Here is a 16347-nt window from a genome sequence, read left to right as displayed (position 1 = left end):
TTATTGGGTGCCGGAAATGTGCGGAATAAGCGGAGTTGTTGGTTTAAATAACATTTCAGAGGAATTGTACCAGGGCATCCGCAATCTGGAGTACCGTGGTTACGACTCCTGTGGTGTGGCCTTGATGAACAAAACTTCCCTGGTCATCAAGAAAAATATTGGTGGCGTGGAGGAAGTTTTTCGTAAAGAAAATGTTTTATCCGTATCCAGCAAAATCGGAATTGCCCATACCCGCTGGGCCACGCATGGAACGGTCACCAAAAACAACACGCATCCATTCACCTCTTGCGACGGCAATTTCGCGGTGGTGCACAATGGCATCATCTCCAATTTTCGACCCCTTAAAGACAATCTGATCCGTGAGGGCCACAAATTTGACTCCGAGACCGATACGGAGGTGATCCCCCACTTATTGGAAAAATATTACAAGCAGACGAAGAATATTGAGAAAGCCCTTTTAAAAGTCCTCAATGTTCTGGAAGGCACCTTTGCGCTGGCGTTCATAACTCCAAAAGCTCCGGGGCAGATATTTTGCGCCAAACGGGAATCGCCCCTCATGCTGGGAATCGGGGACGAAGCCAAGTATGTCGGCTCCGATTTCAACGCCTTCATCGACTATACAAAAAATGCAGTCATCATCGATGACGGCGAATATGCGATCCTCACCAGGGACAGTTACGTTGTAAAGGATTCCGTAACAGGACAGGAGATCCAGAAAAGCATCACCAAGATCGACTGGGACAGCGAAACCTCTAAAAAAGGTGGGTATCCCCATTATATGCTCAAGGAAATCTATGAGCAACCGCAGGTGGTGACCAATGCTTTGGAGCAGGATTCCGATGCATTGGATGAAGTCGCGGAGATGATTTTTAAGAGTGATCAAACGCTGCTCGTGGGTGTCGGAACCACCTTTTACGTCGCCTCCTATGGCAACTATATATTTTCCTCATTAGCGGGAGAGTTTTGCCCGCCCATCAGCTCGGATGAATTCACGTCGCTTGCGAATGTGGATAAGAATAGTTTAGTGATTGCCCTCTCCCAATCGGGAGAAACTTACGATACGCTGAGCGCTCTCAAGTATGCCAAGTCGAAGGGAGCCAGGACGGCGGCCATTGTCAACGCGATGGGGTCTTCCATTTCCTGTTTTGTCGACAAGGTAATTCTGCAAGGGTCCGGTCCTGAAATTTGCGTGATCAGTACCAAGGCGGCGTTGTCCCAGATGCTGATTTTGACCATGATTGCCTTACGGGTGGGGGTGAAGAAAAAAGTCCTGACCCAAAAGGCATACGCAAAGTCCATGGCGGCCCTGGGCGAGCTTCCTGGAATCATCCAGAGTATATTGAACGAACGGTCCGGGTTCATCCACCGCATTGCCCACAATTATTGCAAAACCAGGCACTGGCTGTATCTGGGACGCGGTATTTATTACCCGATCGCTTTAGAGTCCGCCTTGAAAATGAAAGAAGTGGCTTATGTTCATGCCGAGGGGATGCCGGGTGGATTTCTCAAACACGGCACGTTGGCGATGATTGATAAGGACATCCTGTCGATTGTCTTCATACCCCCCAGGGAAGATAAAGCTCTCTATGAAGCATCTATTCATTGTGTTGATGAAATACGGGCCCGATCAGGCTTTGTTCTGGGAATCCATTTCGACGAACGCGGCAAGAATAAAGACCTCTTCAGTGAAGAATTGATTCTACCCAGTGTTCCTCCGCTGATCGCACCGCTCATTCAAATGGTGATCGGGCAGTTGTTTTCTTATTTCACCGCCACCAGCCTCAAACGTAATGTGGACAAGCCCCGGTCTCTGGCAAAATCGGTTACGGTTGGCTGAAGAGTGACCGGTTCTTCCTCCCGCTACGACCCGTCGTCGGAAGCTTTCCAATAAATTGTTGCTAACGATAATCCCCGTCTGTTAGAGTTCTTCTTTCCTGTAATCCATCATCAAAAGAAAATAAAATTATGAAAACAGTTAATACTGCTTTGACTATTGCCGGGTCCGACCCAAGTGGCGGGGCCGGAATTCAGGCCGATTTGAAAACCTTTTCTGCATTCGGAGTTTTCGGGCAATCGGTTATTACTGCCATCACCGTTCAAAATACATTGGGCGTCAAAGGCGCTTTTGATATTCCCGTCGATACGGTGGAGCAACAGTTGTGCGCTTTGCTGGAAGATAAAAACCCCCTTGCTGTGAAAACGGGGATGTTGGCAAACGAAGCCATCGTCGAATGCGTCGCCCGTCAGCTCAAGCGGGGTAAAATCAAAAAACTGGTGGTTGATCCGGTCATTCGGTCTTCCAGCGGCAAGACGCTTTTGTCCAAACGGGGAGTCCAGGCGTTGAAAGAAACCCTGCTGCCGTTGGCGCAGATGGTCACTCCAAATATAAAGGAAGCTGAAATCCTTGCCGACATGCGGATCATCAAGCCCGCCGATCGTTTGAAGGCCGCCCGTATCATTTTAAAAACCGGGGTCAAAAGCGTTTTGATCACCGGCGGGCATTTGAAGGGCAATCCAGAAGACTTTTTTTATGACGGCGGAAGTCCTGTAAAGCTGGATGCCGAACGACTGATAAGCGAAGACCTGCACGGCACCGGCTGTGTGCTTTCTGCGGCGATCACCGCCAATTTGGCGCTGGGAAAATCCCTGGAGTCAGCGGTAGCGGATGCGAAAGAGTTCATTGGAAAAGCAATTCTCGGCGGGGTTCGATCTGGGACAGGGCAGGGCAGTGTCGAACCCCTGGCGCCTCTACATCAAAATGCAGAACGGTGGGATATTTTCCAGCGCGTCTCCCGCGCCGTGGATGTATTGAAAGATGCGAAAATTGGCCACCTCATCCCGGAAGTCCAGTCCAATCTGGGCGTGGGGCTTGCGGATGCCCGGACCCATCAGGATGTGATCGGGTTCCCTGGGCGGATCGTGAAGTACGGAGAAAACATCGTCACCCTTTCCCCGCCACAATACGCGGGTTCCAGGCATGTCGCCAATATCGTTTTGACGGCGATGAGCCACGATCCGTCCAAGCGCGCGGTAATGAATATCAAATACACTCCCGAACTCATGGACATATGCAGGCGACTCAAGTTCAAGACCGCCACCTTTAACCGTGCGGACGAGCCGAGCAAGGTGAGGCAAAAAGAAGGGTCCTCCCTCGAATGGGGAACCGATCATGCGATTCGCCAATGCGGGCTTGTCCCCGATATCATTTACGATATCGGGGGAATGGGAAAGGAAGAAATGATCCGTGTTATCAGCGAGGATGTGGAATCTCTGATCGACAAAGTTTTAAAAATCCATCGCGCGTGCAAGTAATTTTTTATACGCAAAAACCCTGGTTCTACAGCAGGGTTTTATCGATCAGGATGTTGGATTTTTCCCTCAGGTTCTTGAGCCAGTCATTGAAGACCGTGGTAGATTTTTGCCTTTTCAGGCGAGCTGTGATGGTTTCGATTTGATCCTCGGTGGGTGCGTCGGGCATTTTTCGATCCTGGACCCTGAGCAGATAATGTTTTCTGAACGCCGAGGCAGATGCGACTTGACCCTTTTCCAGAGGGAAAACCGCATCCTTGATATTTTGAAAATCACCGATTCCGGGAATGGAATCCACCCGGCTGAAAAACGGTGTGTGCCGGATTTCCAGTTTCACTTCCTGGGCTATTTTATCCAGATCGTTCCCGCTTATGAGCTTGGCCGCCAGCTCTTTAAACCTCTTCTCAGTGAAGTCTTTATCGGCTTTCTTTTGGGCCGCTTCTTTCACCTTTTCGCGAATACTGTCCAGTTCGGGAATCGCTGCGGGTTTTCGTTCTTTTACTTTCAACACGAATGATGCCTCAAGCGTATTGATCGGCTCGCTGATTTGACCGTCTGCCAGGATAAAGGCGGTATTGAAGAATTCGGGAGCCGCACCCACATCCGGGATGTTGTGATTTCGCCGACTGAAAAAATCAGAAGTTTTAATCACGATCTTCTGCTCCGCCGCCGCTTGCGAAAAATCACTTCCCTTTCCCGCGGCTTTATAAATTTGTTTGACGATGCGGCGTGCTTTCTGCCGGGATTTGGTTTCCTTGGCCTTTGCGACCACAGTGTCCTTCACCTCTGAAAGCGGTTTGACTCTGGCTTCCTGTTTGCCATCGAGTCGGATGATATGGTAACCAAAGGGGGACTTTACAGGTTCACTGATTTCACCGACCTTCAGTTTGTTCAACGCCTCTTCAAACTCGGGGACCATGGTTCCGTCAACGAAATCGCCCAAACTGCCGCTCTTGCTGGCCGAAGAAGGATCATCGGATAATTGTTCGGCTGTCTTGGCAAAATCCGCTCCGTCCTTAATTTTTTTCAACGCCTGTTCGGCTTCGGTTTTAGCCGCATCTTCAGAGGCTTCTTGCTTTTCCTCAACACTGGCTTTTTCATCAATCTTTGATGGTTCCAACTGGAAAAGAATATGGCTGGCCGTGTATTGCTTTTTCACGCGGAAGTCAGCGACGTTTGTTTCATAAAAGTCTTGAATATCTTCCTTGCTGAGTTCAATGTCACTTTCGAAGTCTTTAGGGCTCACTTTGATGTATTCAACTTGGATTTGGTCGGGAACTTCAAATTGAGATTTATTCTCTTCAAAGAATTTTTTTAAATTTTCATCGGTGACGGCTTGAAGGTCTTTAAACTGGTCCTCTGAGAAAGCAATGTAGTCGAGTTTTGTGGTTTCTTCCTCATTGTTAAACGCGTCAAGAACTTCACTTTTAGAAACCAGGGTATTGCCCGTGATCAATCTTTCCAACTTTTGAATCATTAATGCTTCCCGCTGGCTCTCTTCAAAATCCAGTGGGGACAATCGATTAAACTTAAGATAGTTGGTGTAAAAAGATTTATTGAATATTTTATCCTTTTGGAAGGCGGGGAAACTTTGAATATGATCGATCACTTCTTCATCACTTATCTTGATGTTGAGGTTTCCCGATTCTAAAAGCAGGAGTTTTCTTTGGATGAGAGCATCGAGTGCCTGGGTTTTCAAATCCAGTCGTTGGATCAAATCCTCCGAAAACTGGCTTTTGAATTGTTCCCGGTAAAAATTGACCATATTGTTGAAGGTTTTATCGTATTCACTGTATTCGATATCGACACCTTCCACTGTGGCGACAACTCCTCCACGAGACCCGGTAGAACCTCCCATACCCCATGAGTAAAAAATGGTACCCACAAAAGCAAACACTATCATCCATATTATGGACTTTACCAACCAGGATTCAGCGTGTTGCCGGACAAAATTCAGCATTCAGAACTCTCCCTCAAAGATGACAATCGTTTATTCAAACCACCTACTATAATAAAACAATGAGATGAATCGCAACCGTTTATTATTCCCGAAAAAAATGAAGGCCGTTTTATCACCCAGAAGTGGCAGGATTATGAATGACAGCAGGCATGATTTTAATAAAATTGTGACCAAGATGGCCTTTTATTGGCTTGCAATTTTTTCGCCATACTGATATAAGGAAAAGATTATAAAAAACAACAGGTTATGGAAGTGATGATGATTTTTTGAGGAGCGGCGCTTGTTCGACTTATTCTGGAATTTATTTTCTAATGATCTGGCGATTGATTTAGGAACCGCCAACACGCTGGTTTTTGTTCGTGGCGAGGGAATCGTCTTGCGGGAACCTTCCGTTGTGGCCTTGAACAGCCAAACCAACGAAGTGCAGGCGGTGGGGATGGAGGCCAAGCAGATGCTGGGTCGGGCGCCGGGAACCATTATTGCCATTCGTCCCATGAAAGACGGAGTCATTGCTCACTTTGAGGTGACGGAAAAAATGATCCGCCACTTCATACAAAAGGTTCATAATAATCGTAAAACTCTTGTTCGTCCGCGGGTGGTGATTGCGGTTCCTTCCGGAATCACCCAGGTCGAAACACGCGCTGTCCGGGATTCTGCTGAATCGGCGGGAGCCCGGGAAGTTTTTTTAATCGAGGAACCCATGGCCGCGGCCATTGGGGTGGATCTTCCCGTTCAGGAGCCGACCGGGAACATGATCATCGATATTGGCGGGGGCACGACGGAGGTGGCCATCATCTCCATGTCGGGAATTGTTTATAGTAAATCCATTCGCATTGCGGGCGATGAAATGGATGAAGCCATCGTCAATTACATAAAACGAAAATACAACTTGTTGATCGGCGAACGCACTGCGGAAGAGGTTAAAATAAATATTGGTTCCGCGTATCCCTTGGAAAAGCGAATAACGATGGAAGTCAAGGGCCGTGATCTGGTCGCCGGCATTCCCAAAACCCTTGTTATTTCCGACGAAGAAATCCGTGAGGCTTTGGCCGAAACTTTTGGAACGATCGTCGAGTCGGTAAAAATTGCACTGGAACGCACCCCTCCTGAACTGGCGGCGGATATTGTCGATAAAGGTGTGGTGGTTGCGGGCGGAGGATCTTTAATTAAAGGCTTGGATATATTGTTGAAGGAGGCAACGGGTTTGCCCATTACTTTAGCAGAAGACCCCCTGTCGGCCGTTGCCCTGGGAGCCGGGAAAGTATTGTGCGACCCCAAACTACTTAAAAAAGTCACCTTGTAGCTGTGTTCAAAAAGGGAATCAAAGGCAAACGGTTAATCACGCTTCTTTCCTTGCTTCTCATGTTTTCCCTGGCCTTAATGACCATCAACATCAAGCGGGAGAAGGAACCCCTTTTTTTTGAATCCCTTGTCATTTGGGTTGCAGCCCCTTTTCAAGCGGTTTTTACCCAAACCGTTTCCTCCATCTCCAATGTATTCGAGCATTATTTTTTTGTTGTGAATGCGTCTCAGGAAAACGAGTTGTTGCGGGCCGAAATCGATCAGCTTTCCAGGGAAAAAAATGAATTGGTCGAGCGGATCAAGGAACATGAAAGAGTCGCAAAACTAATCCAGCATGAAGAACCCCAGGAAAAAAAGTTACTGGTTGCGAAGGTCATTGGCCGGGACGCCACGCAATGGTCTAACGTGATTTTTGTCGATAAGGGATCGAATGATGGCGTTCAGGGAAACCTTGCGGTGGTGACCAACGCCGGGGTCATCGGCCACATAATTCAATCTTCGGGAAGCACATCAAAAGTTTTGTTAATCACCGACAGCCGCAGTGCGGTGGACTCCCTGTTTCAAGGCTCCCGCTTTACAGGGGTGATCGTGGGAACCGGAGAAAACGAGACACATATGAAATATGTGCCGATGAATGCTGATGTGGAGGTGGGCGATGCGGTCCTTTCTTCCGGACTGGGGGGAACGTTTCCCAAAGGGCTGAAAATTGGCACCGTGAGCCAGGCCATCAAAAAAAAACAAGGATTATTTCAGGAAATTCAGGTCGTCCCCAGCGCCGATTTTTCCCGCTTGGAAGAAGTTATGGTTTTAATGCCTTAAACTATTTTATCCAATGGTTTTTCTGATTCAGTTCATCATTTTATTGGTTTTATTTTCCACTCAAACCACATTTCTTGAAAATTTTGCCATCGCCGGGGTCACCCCGGACCTGATTTTGATCTTTGTGGTTTTTTGCGGAATCAATTTGCGTGGAAGCCGGGGCATTGGAATGGGTTTTGCCGTCGGTTTCATCCAGGATTGTCTTTCGGGCGGCCTCCTGGGAGTCAACACTCTTTCGAAAAGTCTGGTAGCGGTATTCTTTTCAGCCCTGAAAGACAAAATAATGGTCGAAGGGCTTCTTCCCATCTTTTTATTCATCATCACCGCTTCTCTACTGGATGGAATAATTTATTATTTGGTTTTAATTACTTTGTTCAAGGGGGAGGTTCCAGGAAGTTTTTTGTTTTCATCATTACCCGTCTATGCCCTATATAATGGTTGTGTCGGCCCCATTTTATTTTACTTTCTGGACCTGAACAGAAAATGGGTTCTCCGTAAATTTTCTAACTCTTATTTGCGGCAATCATGAGTGTATTTCGTTACAGCTCGGATGTTTCGGAAACTGTCCGCAGAAAAATAAAATTTTTTGTCGTCCTGGTGATTTTTTCTTTTTTATGTCTGTGGATGAGGGTTTGGTATTTACAGATTTTAAAAGGACAGCATTTCCAGGAAAAGTCGGAAAACAACCGCGTTCGATTGACCCCCCTGCCTGCCTATCGGGGAACTATAAAAGATCGAAATCAAGAGACCCTCGTCAGTATTCGCCCTTCCTTTAATCTTTATGTGACCCCTGAAGACGCCAAAAATTTATCCGAAAACCTGACGTGGTTGGAGGGAATCATCGACTTTGACAAGGAGCAGGTTTTTCAAAAGATCAAGGAAACGCGATCTTTCAAACAAGTGTTGATCAAGCGGGATATTCGCCGCGAGGAAGTTGCGATTGTGGAGGAGAGCAAGATGCGACTCCCCGGCATCGAGATCAAGGTGGAGCCGCTTAGAAGCTATGTGCACGGCGACCTGGGGACGCATGTCCTGGGTTATCTTGGAGAGATATCCAAGACTAAACTGGAAAGCCTGAATGATCCGAGTTATGAACAGGGAGATTTCATTGGCAAGAACGGGTTGGAGATAATTTATGAAACCATGTTGCGGGGGAAAAAGGGTTACAAGGAAGTGGAGGTCGATGTTTCCGGCAGGGAACTGAAAACTCTAAGAAAGCTTCCGCCAAAAAGCGGTAACACCCTGATCCTGACGTTGGATCTTCGCGTTCAAAAAGTTTTGGAAGAAGCGATGACGGGTACTCCTGAAGAACCCGTTTCAGGCTCCGTCGTGGTGATGAAAGTTCATACGGGGGAGATCATAGCGATCGCCAGTAAACCCTCTTTTGACTCCAACCTTTTCGCCGCAGGAATTTCCCAAAGTGACTGGAATCATCTGATGGACGATGAACTGCGTCCCTTGCAACACAGAACCATCACCGGCCAATACCCCCCAGGTTCAACTTACAAAATCGTGACCGCACTTGCGGGATTGCAAGAAAAAATTATCACCCCCGAGACGACCGTTTATTGTCCGGGGCATTTCCAGTTGGGACGGGGGAGGTACCGCTGCTGGAAACGTGGAGGGCATGGAAACGTAGACCTTCATAAAGCCCTGGTGCAATCCTGCGATGTCTATTTCTATACGGTGGGAAACCGGCTGGGCATCGATAAATTATCTGAGTACGCCAAACTTCTCGGGTTGGGAGAATATACGGGAATCAAGTTGCTGGGGGAAAAAAAAGGAATCATCCCCAGCACGCAATGGAAACTTGCCAACAGAAATGAGGCCTGGTTGTTGGGCGAGACGATCTCCGCATCCATTGGTCAAGGCTATAATTTAGTCACTCCTCTGCAGCAGGCGAAAATGATGACCACGGTCGCCAATGGAGGCGTGTTGCTGAAGCCGTATCTGGTGAAAAAAATCATCGATCCGGATGGCAAAGTGATCAAGGAATTTCATCCCAAAGTGGAAAGTAAAATTGATATTCAGCCGGAATATCTTGAGCTGGTGCGAAAGGCGCTTTTGGGGGTGGTGAACGAGCCGCACGGAACAGGCCGCCACTCGCGCCTGAAAGACATTTTGGTATCAGGGAAAACCGGAACCGCCCAGGTGGTGAAGTTGAAAGCAACCGAGGACATTGATAAGGATGATGTAATTCCCTACCAGTTTCGCGACCATGCCTGGTTTGTGGCATTCGCGCCCTATGAAAAACCGGAAATCGCGGTATCGGTTCTGGTCGAGCATGGTGGCCACGGAGGCGCCAGCGCGGCCCCGGTGGCAAAGAAAGTGATGGAAGCTTACTTCAAATATTACCCGCCTTTTGAATCACTGGAAAAAGCTGAATCGGTTGTCGAGGGTGAGGCAGTGGTGGAAAAGGAAGAGCAGTCCCCGCGTTAATGAGTGCCTTGCATAAGAGAAATTTGAATAACCTGGAAAAGGTCTAAATCCCTCCTCACCTCAATCCTCTCCTCTAATGGAGGAGAGGAGGAAACTACCCCTTCTCCCCTTTGGGGAGAAGGCTGGGATGAGGGGATATTAACCTTTTTAAAATACCCCTTCGCCCAATTAACGGACGACAATATCGACGCTCGCTTCTTTCCTGTTGCCCGATTCGATCAACCCATAGCGCAAACGGTAACGACCCTTGCGGATAAACTCCAATCGAATGCTTTCAGCCTGTGAAAGTTTTTCCAGAGAAAAAACCTCCTTGTCCATCTCGACCGCTGATAAGGAAATATCGTGGATGGAGCCTTCATGGTCGTTTTTCAAATTGACTGAAGTTTTCCCGGCGATGGTAACAGGAAGGGCAAGGCGGCTTGCGTGTTTGATGTAAACCGTAATGGAATTGAATCCACAGGTATCTTCCAGGTGACTTCCATCGCTAATGGGGTGTTGCCAGTAGCGGTAATTGACAAACCTGCCATTGATGAATGGCGCCAGCGGTTCGCGATTAAATTTAGGGTCGAAGTTAGGGGCCAGCCGATTCATGTTAAACCTTCTTCTGAATTTTATCAGGCACTCCCTATGCTAGGATCATCGGTTTCGATCTGCAATCAGCGGTATTCCTGATTTTGTGTAGGAAAATTCTTATAGTTGTGTGTCTGGGGATACCGGGTTGCCGGAGAGTTTTGACTCTTGATCAGTAGGTCTGGTGCGGGGTTGAGGGGGGATTTTTCAATGCTTATCTCCCATGCCAGGTATGAAGGGCATGAGTATGGATACGGCGAGCAAAATGATGATGATCCATTCCAGAATTTCCAACCGCCGGGTTGACTCGGCATCCGAAAATTTTTGATAAATGCTTTCGATGGTTTGCAGTTTCCTGGCGATGCTGTTTTCCCATGTTTTCAGCTTCAGTCTTTCGTAGGACAACTTATAGAGACGGGCCAGGAATACATCCTCAAACAGTTTCATGGCATTTGTCACGCTTTCAAAGAGGATTTCGCTGTCCAGTTGAAACTGGCTGATTTTTCTGAGCTGAGTGTGCCGGGATTTGTTAGGCATCCAGGACAAACGACGGCTTGCGGAAAAATAGTCGTAAAACTCATTCAGGGCGATATTGATTTCCCCTTCAAGGAATAAAAATTCCATCAGGAACACATTGGCATATTCCAGAACGGTGCAAACATCTTCCATTTCCTTGCCATAAATCAGGGTGGTGTCCCAATCCACCAGAGTGACATCATCCTGCCCATAGGAGACCCGATGAGAAATGATGTCGTTGATCTCTTCTTCAGAAAGCAGGATGGGGCCGGCGCGTAGCAGGCAGGACAGGGCGTCGGGATACTCGCTTAAAAGCGTGTCCACGGAAACCGCAGGGTCCAGTTTTTCCAATTGAAAAACATAATAGTCTTCAATATGTTCGTTGACCTTCAATTTGCTGACAGCGGGGCCGATCTCATTGAGAAGGTTTTGAAGCTGGTTCCGGGCCAGTTGAATCAGGTCCGGGTTGTCATAAAGAGTCTGGCTCAACTTGAGAAGGTTCTCAAGCTTGCCTGAAAAAGGAACCCGTATGCAGATGGATATCGCCCCAAACTCACATATCATGGCTTCAGAAACATTAAGAGTTTTATGAAACGGAGTGACCTCCAGTTCAGGGCAGGACTGGAAAATATTGAGGGGAGGCGGAGTGAGCTTGAAATATTTGTTCGAAGCTTTTTTGAGTTTGAACCCACGGTGTTGTTTCGGGGTCAGAATACGTCGGTCGGCTTCTTCCAGGTTTATGGAAAACCCCACGTCAAAAGCGTAATAGAGGTGAGTCATCCCCTGAGTAATTACAATTTTATCCCAATGAGGGGGAAATTTATTTGCTTCCGTCATGTCAGGGGCCGCCCTCGAGTTTGTTGATAAACAGGACTCGGATTTTGCCATCTTCCAATCACTCTGTCAATGTTCCGCAGGCGCTTGATTCTGTTCAGCGCCGGAAACTGAAGGGGAGGGGTTGCCGCAGGGTTTTTAGTCTTAATTTTGGCTTGTTGTTAAATTTACAAATGCGGATGTTTTAATTAAACCTTTAAGAATTGTCCATCCCGTCATTGCGAGCCGCAATAGGCGGCGTGGCCGTTATATTATTCCTTAGCTCTCGTGCCCCGCAGGGGTAGATCCAGAGTCTTTTTTGGTTTTCTAGATTTGCTCCTTCGTCCTCGGTGGGTTTAAACCCTAAGCCTCTGGATTGCTTCGCTCTGCTCGCAATGACGAACCTCAAATTCCCTTACCAGAACCATTTAAAGGGGTTCAGGGTATTTACATTTGCATTGCGAACCTTATAATGCCTTTAATGTCCTGATTTTGAATTACAAGGTGCGTTAAAGCTGGTTGGGCCGTTACTTTTAATCCACTTTGTTCTATTTTTCTATTTCCAAAAGTAGTAGTCCGACTAACTCCAAAAAATCTTTTCTGTATCGCTCTTTTTTCTCGGAATCTTTGCAAATTTCTTTAATCTCCGTGCTCTCAACTTCAGTTCTCATTTTTCCTAATTTTTCTTTTCTAACTTTTTTAACTATTGATTTGCTCTCTTCCTCTGTAAAACTTTTCCAATTTTGAGACTCTTCTTCAGTTAAATCTTCTGTGTAAATTTTGAGAATTGACCAAAATTTAAAAAAGTTAACAATAATCTGAATTGTTTCTTCTTTTCGAGAGTTTTCTTTTTCTCTCATCATTTCAGCAAGCTCATCATCAGAACCCGACTGAAACATACTAAAGTTTGAAATATAAAAATTAGGTTCTTTTTCTAAAGCATATTTTATTTCTGTTGAGGGAAAAGCCATCAGGAATACTGTAAATAAAGATGATTGAACATTCGGGAAAATACCATTAATTACTTCTGTTAAATCTTTGTCAAAAACAGCATTATCATCTTTTTTAAATATTCGTTCTCGCGACCAGTGTAAAAATTCAACCAAAATAATGCGCGAGTTTCTATCATCAATGTTTTTCATTGATATTTTCCACTCTTTTGGAAAATAATGTTCCCAAATATCATATTTTGATGGCGAATTATCTATCTCATTAAATAAGGTTGGGCAGAAACTTGCAAAGAGTCCTTTTATAAAGTCGAAATATTTTTCTTTCTCATTTTCATCTTCAATTTTGTTTAACAATTTCTCACATTCTTCAATATGTTTCTTAAAGCAAGTAAAAAGTTGATATGGTCCATGATTGTCTTTTAGTAAAGACTTGATAACTGCTTGAAAAAACTCTCGACCAAAATAATGCCAATTCCAAAAAGGAATTCTATTTGGGTTCTTTTTCTTAAATATATCCAAAGTCCATTTTATAAAAGACAGAAGATGTTTTTGTGAAAAGAAATTTTTAATTCCTTTTTCTGTGCCATAGCTTGTTAGCCAAAGTCGTTCCTCGTTCCAAAACATTTCATTCCACTCAAAAACTTTTGGCAAAATCTCATTGCCAATTGAAAAAGAATCTCGTTTTTCTATATTTTCCAAATAAGCTTGTGAAAGCTGAATTGCAAATTCAAACTTTCTAAATTTTATAGCGTCATCAATATGAGATATAGCAATTTTCGTAAATTCTCTTTCGTTGAATTCTGATTTTTCAGACCAAAAAGAATGCCACGCCCGCATCATTTTTTCAGCTTTTGCGTTCTTTTTATATCTTTGTATTTTTGAAAAGCTCAATTTTTTCAAAAAGGGAATTTCAAATTCAAGCTTATTCCCCTCTGAAAATCTTAATATTCTCTTAAACGTTGACCAAAAAAAGGAGGTGAAAACAATAACTGCAAAAACAGATATAATTTTTTTAGATATTGAAATATCAGGTTCTTAAAAAAATGCAAAGAATCCTATGCTGCCTATTGCAAGCCAAAAAACTTTTTTTGCCCCTAAAACTTCATCACTTAAAACCATTTTCTCAAATTCGCTTCTCTTTTTTTGGTTTTTTGAATTTAAAATATCTGCAAAAAAGACAATCGCAAATGGAATAAAGATTGCCAAAATACCCAAAGTTATACTTTTAAAAAGTGATGGGTCAAGATTTCGCAAAATCGGTTCGACAAATGTAACAAAATTTTGCAAGAACAGAGCTCCTGTCATTAATAATTGTTGAATTGATTCGACCATCGGGCAATTACTATCCCTAATCACAAATTTCGTAACAAGAATTAAGTTAAAGTCCCAAACTGATACTAAAATGCGGCATTACTTAGACCGCAATTTAAAAAAAGGCAGGATGCCAGCTCTCCCCTCAAGCCGGGATCATCAGTTCTTTTTCGCGCAGGCGTTTGATTTTGTCGCGGAGTTCGGCGGCTTTTTCAAATTCCAGATTTTTGGCGGCGGCGAACATTTGTTTTTCCAGCCGGGAAATAAATTGACTGGCGCTCCCGGCTTTGTTGTATTCCACTTCCTCTTCTTCCACCAGCGGCACGAGCGCAAATTTCTCTGCATTGCTCATGGCTTCGCCAATGGCCTTTTTGATCGAGGTCGGGGTGATGCCGTGCTCCTCGTTGTATTCCTGTTGAATGGTTCTCCGGCGACCCATCTCGCTGATCGCCGCCTGCATGGACTTGGTGACACGGTCCGCATACATGATGACTTTCCCTTCAACATGACGCGCCGCCCGTCCCGACGTTTGGATCAATGATGTGGTGGACCGCAAAAAACCTTCCTTGTCCGCATCGAGAATGGCGACCAGAGAAACCTCCGGGATGTCCAGCCCCTCGCGCAGCAAATTGATTCCGATCAACGCGTCGAATTCCCCGAGACGCAACTCACGGATGATCTGTGTGCGTTCCAGAGTGATGATGTCTGAATGCAGGTATTTTACCCTGAGGCCCATTTCCGTATAGTGCTCTGCAAGATCTTCTGAAAACCGCTTGGTGAGTGTGGTGATCAAGGTGCGCTCGTTTTTTTGCGCCCGCTTCAACACCTCATGGTAAAGATCGTCCACTTGCTCCCCGACCGGCTTGATTTCAATCTCGGGATCGACAAGCCCGGTCGGGCGCACGATCAACTCCACCACCTTGCCTTCGGATTGTTCGATTTCGTAAGGACCCGGCGTGGCGGTGACGTAGATGATCTGTTTGACGTGTTCCTGGAATTCATGAAATTGCAGAGGCCGGTTGTCGAACGCCGAAGGCAGGCGAAACCCGTAGCGGATGAGGTTTTCCTTGCGTGCGCGGTCGCCCTTGTACATGCCGTTGAGTTGCGGCAGGGTGACGTGGCTTTCATCCATTATGAACAGGGAGTCGTCCGGGAAATAATCGAGCAGGGTAGGGGGAGGCTCCCCCGCCGGGCGGTCCATGAGATGACGGGAGTAATTTTCGATGCCCTGGCAATAGCCCACTTCCTTGATCATTTCCAGGTCGAACATGGTTCGTTGTTCGATGCGTTGCGCCTCGATCAGCAGATTCTGGCTTTCGAAATAGTGGATGCGTTCTATCAGCTCTTCCCGAATGGCGGCGGTCGCCTTTGCTATAAGTTTTTTGGGAGTCGCATAATGGCTGGCGGGGTAAATGGCGATCCGGTCCAGATCCCGTATACTTTCCCGCGTCAGCGGATCGAAGGCCTGGATGCGGTCGATCTGGTCGCCGAAAAATTCGATGCGCACGGCTTCATTGCGTTCGTAAACCGGCAGAACTTCCACCACATCGCCGCGCACCCGAAAAGTGCCGCGTTGAAAGTCAATGTCGTTGCGTTTGTACTGGATGTCCACCAGTTTTTTCAGGACCTGCTCGCGGTCGATATGCATCCCGGTTTCCGCAAAAAGCAGCATGCCGTGGTAGGCTTCCGGCGAACCCAGCCCGTAGATGCAGGAAACGCTGGCGACGATCACCACGTCCCGGCGTTCAAATAACGAATGCGTGGCGGCGTGTCGCATTTTGTCGATCTCGTCGTTGATGGACGCGTCTTTTTCGATAAACGTGTCGGTGCTGGCGAGATAGGCTTCGGGTTGATAATAGTCGTAATAGCTGACAAAATAGCCGACTGCGTTTTCCGGAAAAAAAGCCTTGAATTCGCTGTAAAGTTGCGCCGCCAGGGTTTTATTGTGGGCCAGCACCAACGTCGGTTTTTGCAGTTTCTGGATGACATTGGCGATGGTGTAGGTTTTTCCAGAACCGGTAACTCCGAGCAGTGTTTGCCGGGGCGTCTCGGAACTGCAGTTGGCAATCAGCTGTGCGATCGCTTCGGGCTGGTCGCCTGCGGGTTGAAATTCGGCCTGTAATTTAAACGGAATCATGCTAAATCTCTGTTCATGGAATAGTGAATTTAAAATAGCATAATTTTTATGGTAAATTAAGGAAACTGGAGCTATGCGAATCAGCACAATCCGCTGTTTCTCTCCTCAACTCCTTCGCGGAGGGCGAGCTTGCTCACGACGCGAAACATTCTTCCAGGCAAGCACACCGCTGGACCCAATAGTTACATTCGATTGTAATTTTTGTAGCGCTCATTAAAGAA

At 46.3% G+C, this 16347-nt stretch carries 12 protein-coding genes; 6 read left to right on the top strand and 6 right to left on the bottom strand.

Translation table 11 applies throughout. The features are described from left to right. Positions 1–16 precede the first annotated feature (16 nt). A complete protein-coding gene (glmS, locus tag O3C58_07065) occupies positions 17–1837 on the top strand; it encodes a glutamine--fructose-6-phosphate transaminase (isomerizing) (GenBank protein MDA0691613.1) in 1821 nt (606 codons plus the stop codon). 128 nt (positions 1838–1965) lie between these two features. Next, positions 1966–3312 carry a bifunctional hydroxymethylpyrimidine kinase/phosphomethylpyrimidine kinase gene (gene thiD, locus O3C58_07060; GenBank protein MDA0691612.1) on the top strand — a complete coding sequence of 449 codons (1347 nt, stop codon included), beginning with the start codon at positions 1966–1968 and terminating at the stop codon, positions 3310–3312. A 25-nt stretch (positions 3313–3337) separates the two neighbouring features. Here the strand turns inward: thiD and O3C58_07055 are convergent, their stop codons facing one another. Beyond that, on the bottom strand, positions 3338–5269 hold the full coding sequence (locus tag O3C58_07055; GenBank protein MDA0691611.1) for a SurA N-terminal domain-containing protein: 1932 nt from the start codon (positions 5267–5269) through the stop codon (positions 3338–3340). 280 nt (positions 5270–5549) lie between these two features. On the opposite strand from O3C58_07055, the gene O3C58_07050 reads away from it, so the two are divergent. Genes O3C58_07050 through mrdA form a run of 4 tightly spaced genes read left to right on the top strand, consistent with a single transcriptional unit; the run spans position 5550 to position 9829 of the window. Beyond that, positions 5550–6572, top strand: a complete 1023-nt coding sequence (locus O3C58_07050; protein ID MDA0691610.1) for a rod shape-determining protein — start codon at positions 5550–5552, stop codon at positions 6570–6572. A 2-nt stretch (positions 6573–6574) separates the two neighbouring features. Then, positions 6575–7390 (top strand): rod shape-determining protein MreC, encoded by an 816-nt coding sequence (gene mreC / locus O3C58_07045; protein MDA0691609.1) that lies wholly within the window; start codon positions 6575–6577, stop codon positions 7388–7390. Between the two features lie 13 nt (positions 7391–7403). Then, the gene (mreD, locus tag O3C58_07040; protein ID MDA0691608.1) at positions 7404–7919 is read left to right on the top strand and encodes a rod shape-determining protein MreD; all 516 of its coding nucleotides are present in this window, start codon (positions 7404–7406) and stop codon (positions 7917–7919) included. After that, the gene (gene mrdA, locus O3C58_07035) at positions 7916–9829 is read left to right on the top strand and encodes a penicillin-binding protein 2 (protein ID MDA0691607.1); all 1914 of its coding nucleotides are present in this window, start codon (positions 7916–7918) and stop codon (positions 9827–9829) included. The genes mreD and mrdA overlap by 4 nt, the downstream gene beginning before the upstream one ends. Before the next feature lie 168 nt (positions 9830–9997). Here mrdA and O3C58_07030 read toward each other — a convergent pair whose 3' ends face one another. The 5 genes from O3C58_07030 to uvrB form a co-directional block, all read right to left on the bottom strand. Beyond that, positions 9998–10420: a hypothetical protein gene (locus O3C58_07030; GenBank protein ID MDA0691606.1), complete on the bottom strand. Its 423-nt coding sequence runs from the start codon at positions 10418–10420 to the stop codon at positions 9998–10000. Between the two features lie 186 nt (positions 10421–10606). Continuing rightward, positions 10607–11752: a hypothetical protein gene (locus O3C58_07025; protein ID MDA0691605.1), complete on the bottom strand. Its 1146-nt coding sequence runs from the start codon at positions 11750–11752 to the stop codon at positions 10607–10609. 524 nt (positions 11753–12276) lie between these two features. Next, the gene (locus O3C58_07020) at positions 12277–13578 is read right to left on the bottom strand and encodes a hypothetical protein (GenBank protein ID MDA0691604.1); all 1302 of its coding nucleotides are present in this window, start codon (positions 13576–13578) and stop codon (positions 12277–12279) included. Positions 13579–13713: 135 nt separating this feature from the next. Next, positions 13714–14010, bottom strand: a complete 297-nt coding sequence (locus tag O3C58_07015) for a hypothetical protein (protein ID MDA0691603.1) — start codon at positions 14008–14010, stop codon at positions 13714–13716. A gap of 124 nt (positions 14011–14134) precedes the next feature. Then, the gene (gene uvrB, locus O3C58_07010) at positions 14135–16126 is read right to left on the bottom strand and encodes an excinuclease ABC subunit UvrB (protein ID MDA0691602.1); all 1992 of its coding nucleotides are present in this window, start codon (positions 16124–16126) and stop codon (positions 14135–14137) included. Between the last annotated feature and the right edge of the window lie 221 nt (positions 16127–16347).

The organism is Nitrospinota bacterium (genome assembly GCA_027619975.1).
Lineage (GTDB): Bacteria > Nitrospinota > Nitrospinia > Nitrospinales > VA-1 > JADFGI01.
Note: the sequence above shows the minus strand (reverse complement) of the source record. Positions and strands in the feature narration are given on the sequence as shown.

What these genes read in the sequence shown, in the direction of transcription:
- O3C58_07025 (MDA0691605.1), bottom strand. Translation starts at nt 11,752, where the DNA reads ATGACGGAAGCAAATAAATTTCCCCCTCATTGGGATAAAATTGTAATT.
- thiD (MDA0691612.1), top strand. Translation starts at nt 1,966, where the DNA reads ATGAAAACAGTTAATACTGCTTTGACTATTGCCGGGTCCGACCCAAGT.
- O3C58_07015 (MDA0691603.1), bottom strand. Translation starts at nt 14,010, where the DNA reads ATGGTCGAATCAATTCAACAATTATTAATGACAGGAGCTCTGTTCTTG.
- O3C58_07030 (MDA0691606.1), bottom strand. Translation starts at nt 10,420, where the DNA reads ATGAATCGGCTGGCCCCTAACTTCGACCCTAAATTTAATCGCGAACCG.
- mrdA (MDA0691607.1), top strand. Translation starts at nt 7,916, where the DNA reads ATGAGTGTATTTCGTTACAGCTCGGATGTTTCGGAAACTGTCCGCAGA.
- mreD (MDA0691608.1), top strand. Translation starts at nt 7,404, where the DNA reads ATGGTTTTTCTGATTCAGTTCATCATTTTATTGGTTTTATTTTCCACT.
- O3C58_07055 (MDA0691611.1), bottom strand. Translation starts at nt 5,269, where the DNA reads ATGCTGAATTTTGTCCGGCAACACGCTGAATCCTGGTTGGTAAAGTCC.
- glmS (MDA0691613.1), top strand. Translation starts at nt 17, where the DNA reads ATGTGCGGAATAAGCGGAGTTGTTGGTTTAAATAACATTTCAGAGGAA.
- uvrB (MDA0691602.1), bottom strand. Translation starts at nt 16,126, where the DNA reads ATGATTCCGTTTAAATTACAGGCCGAATTTCAACCCGCAGGCGACCAG.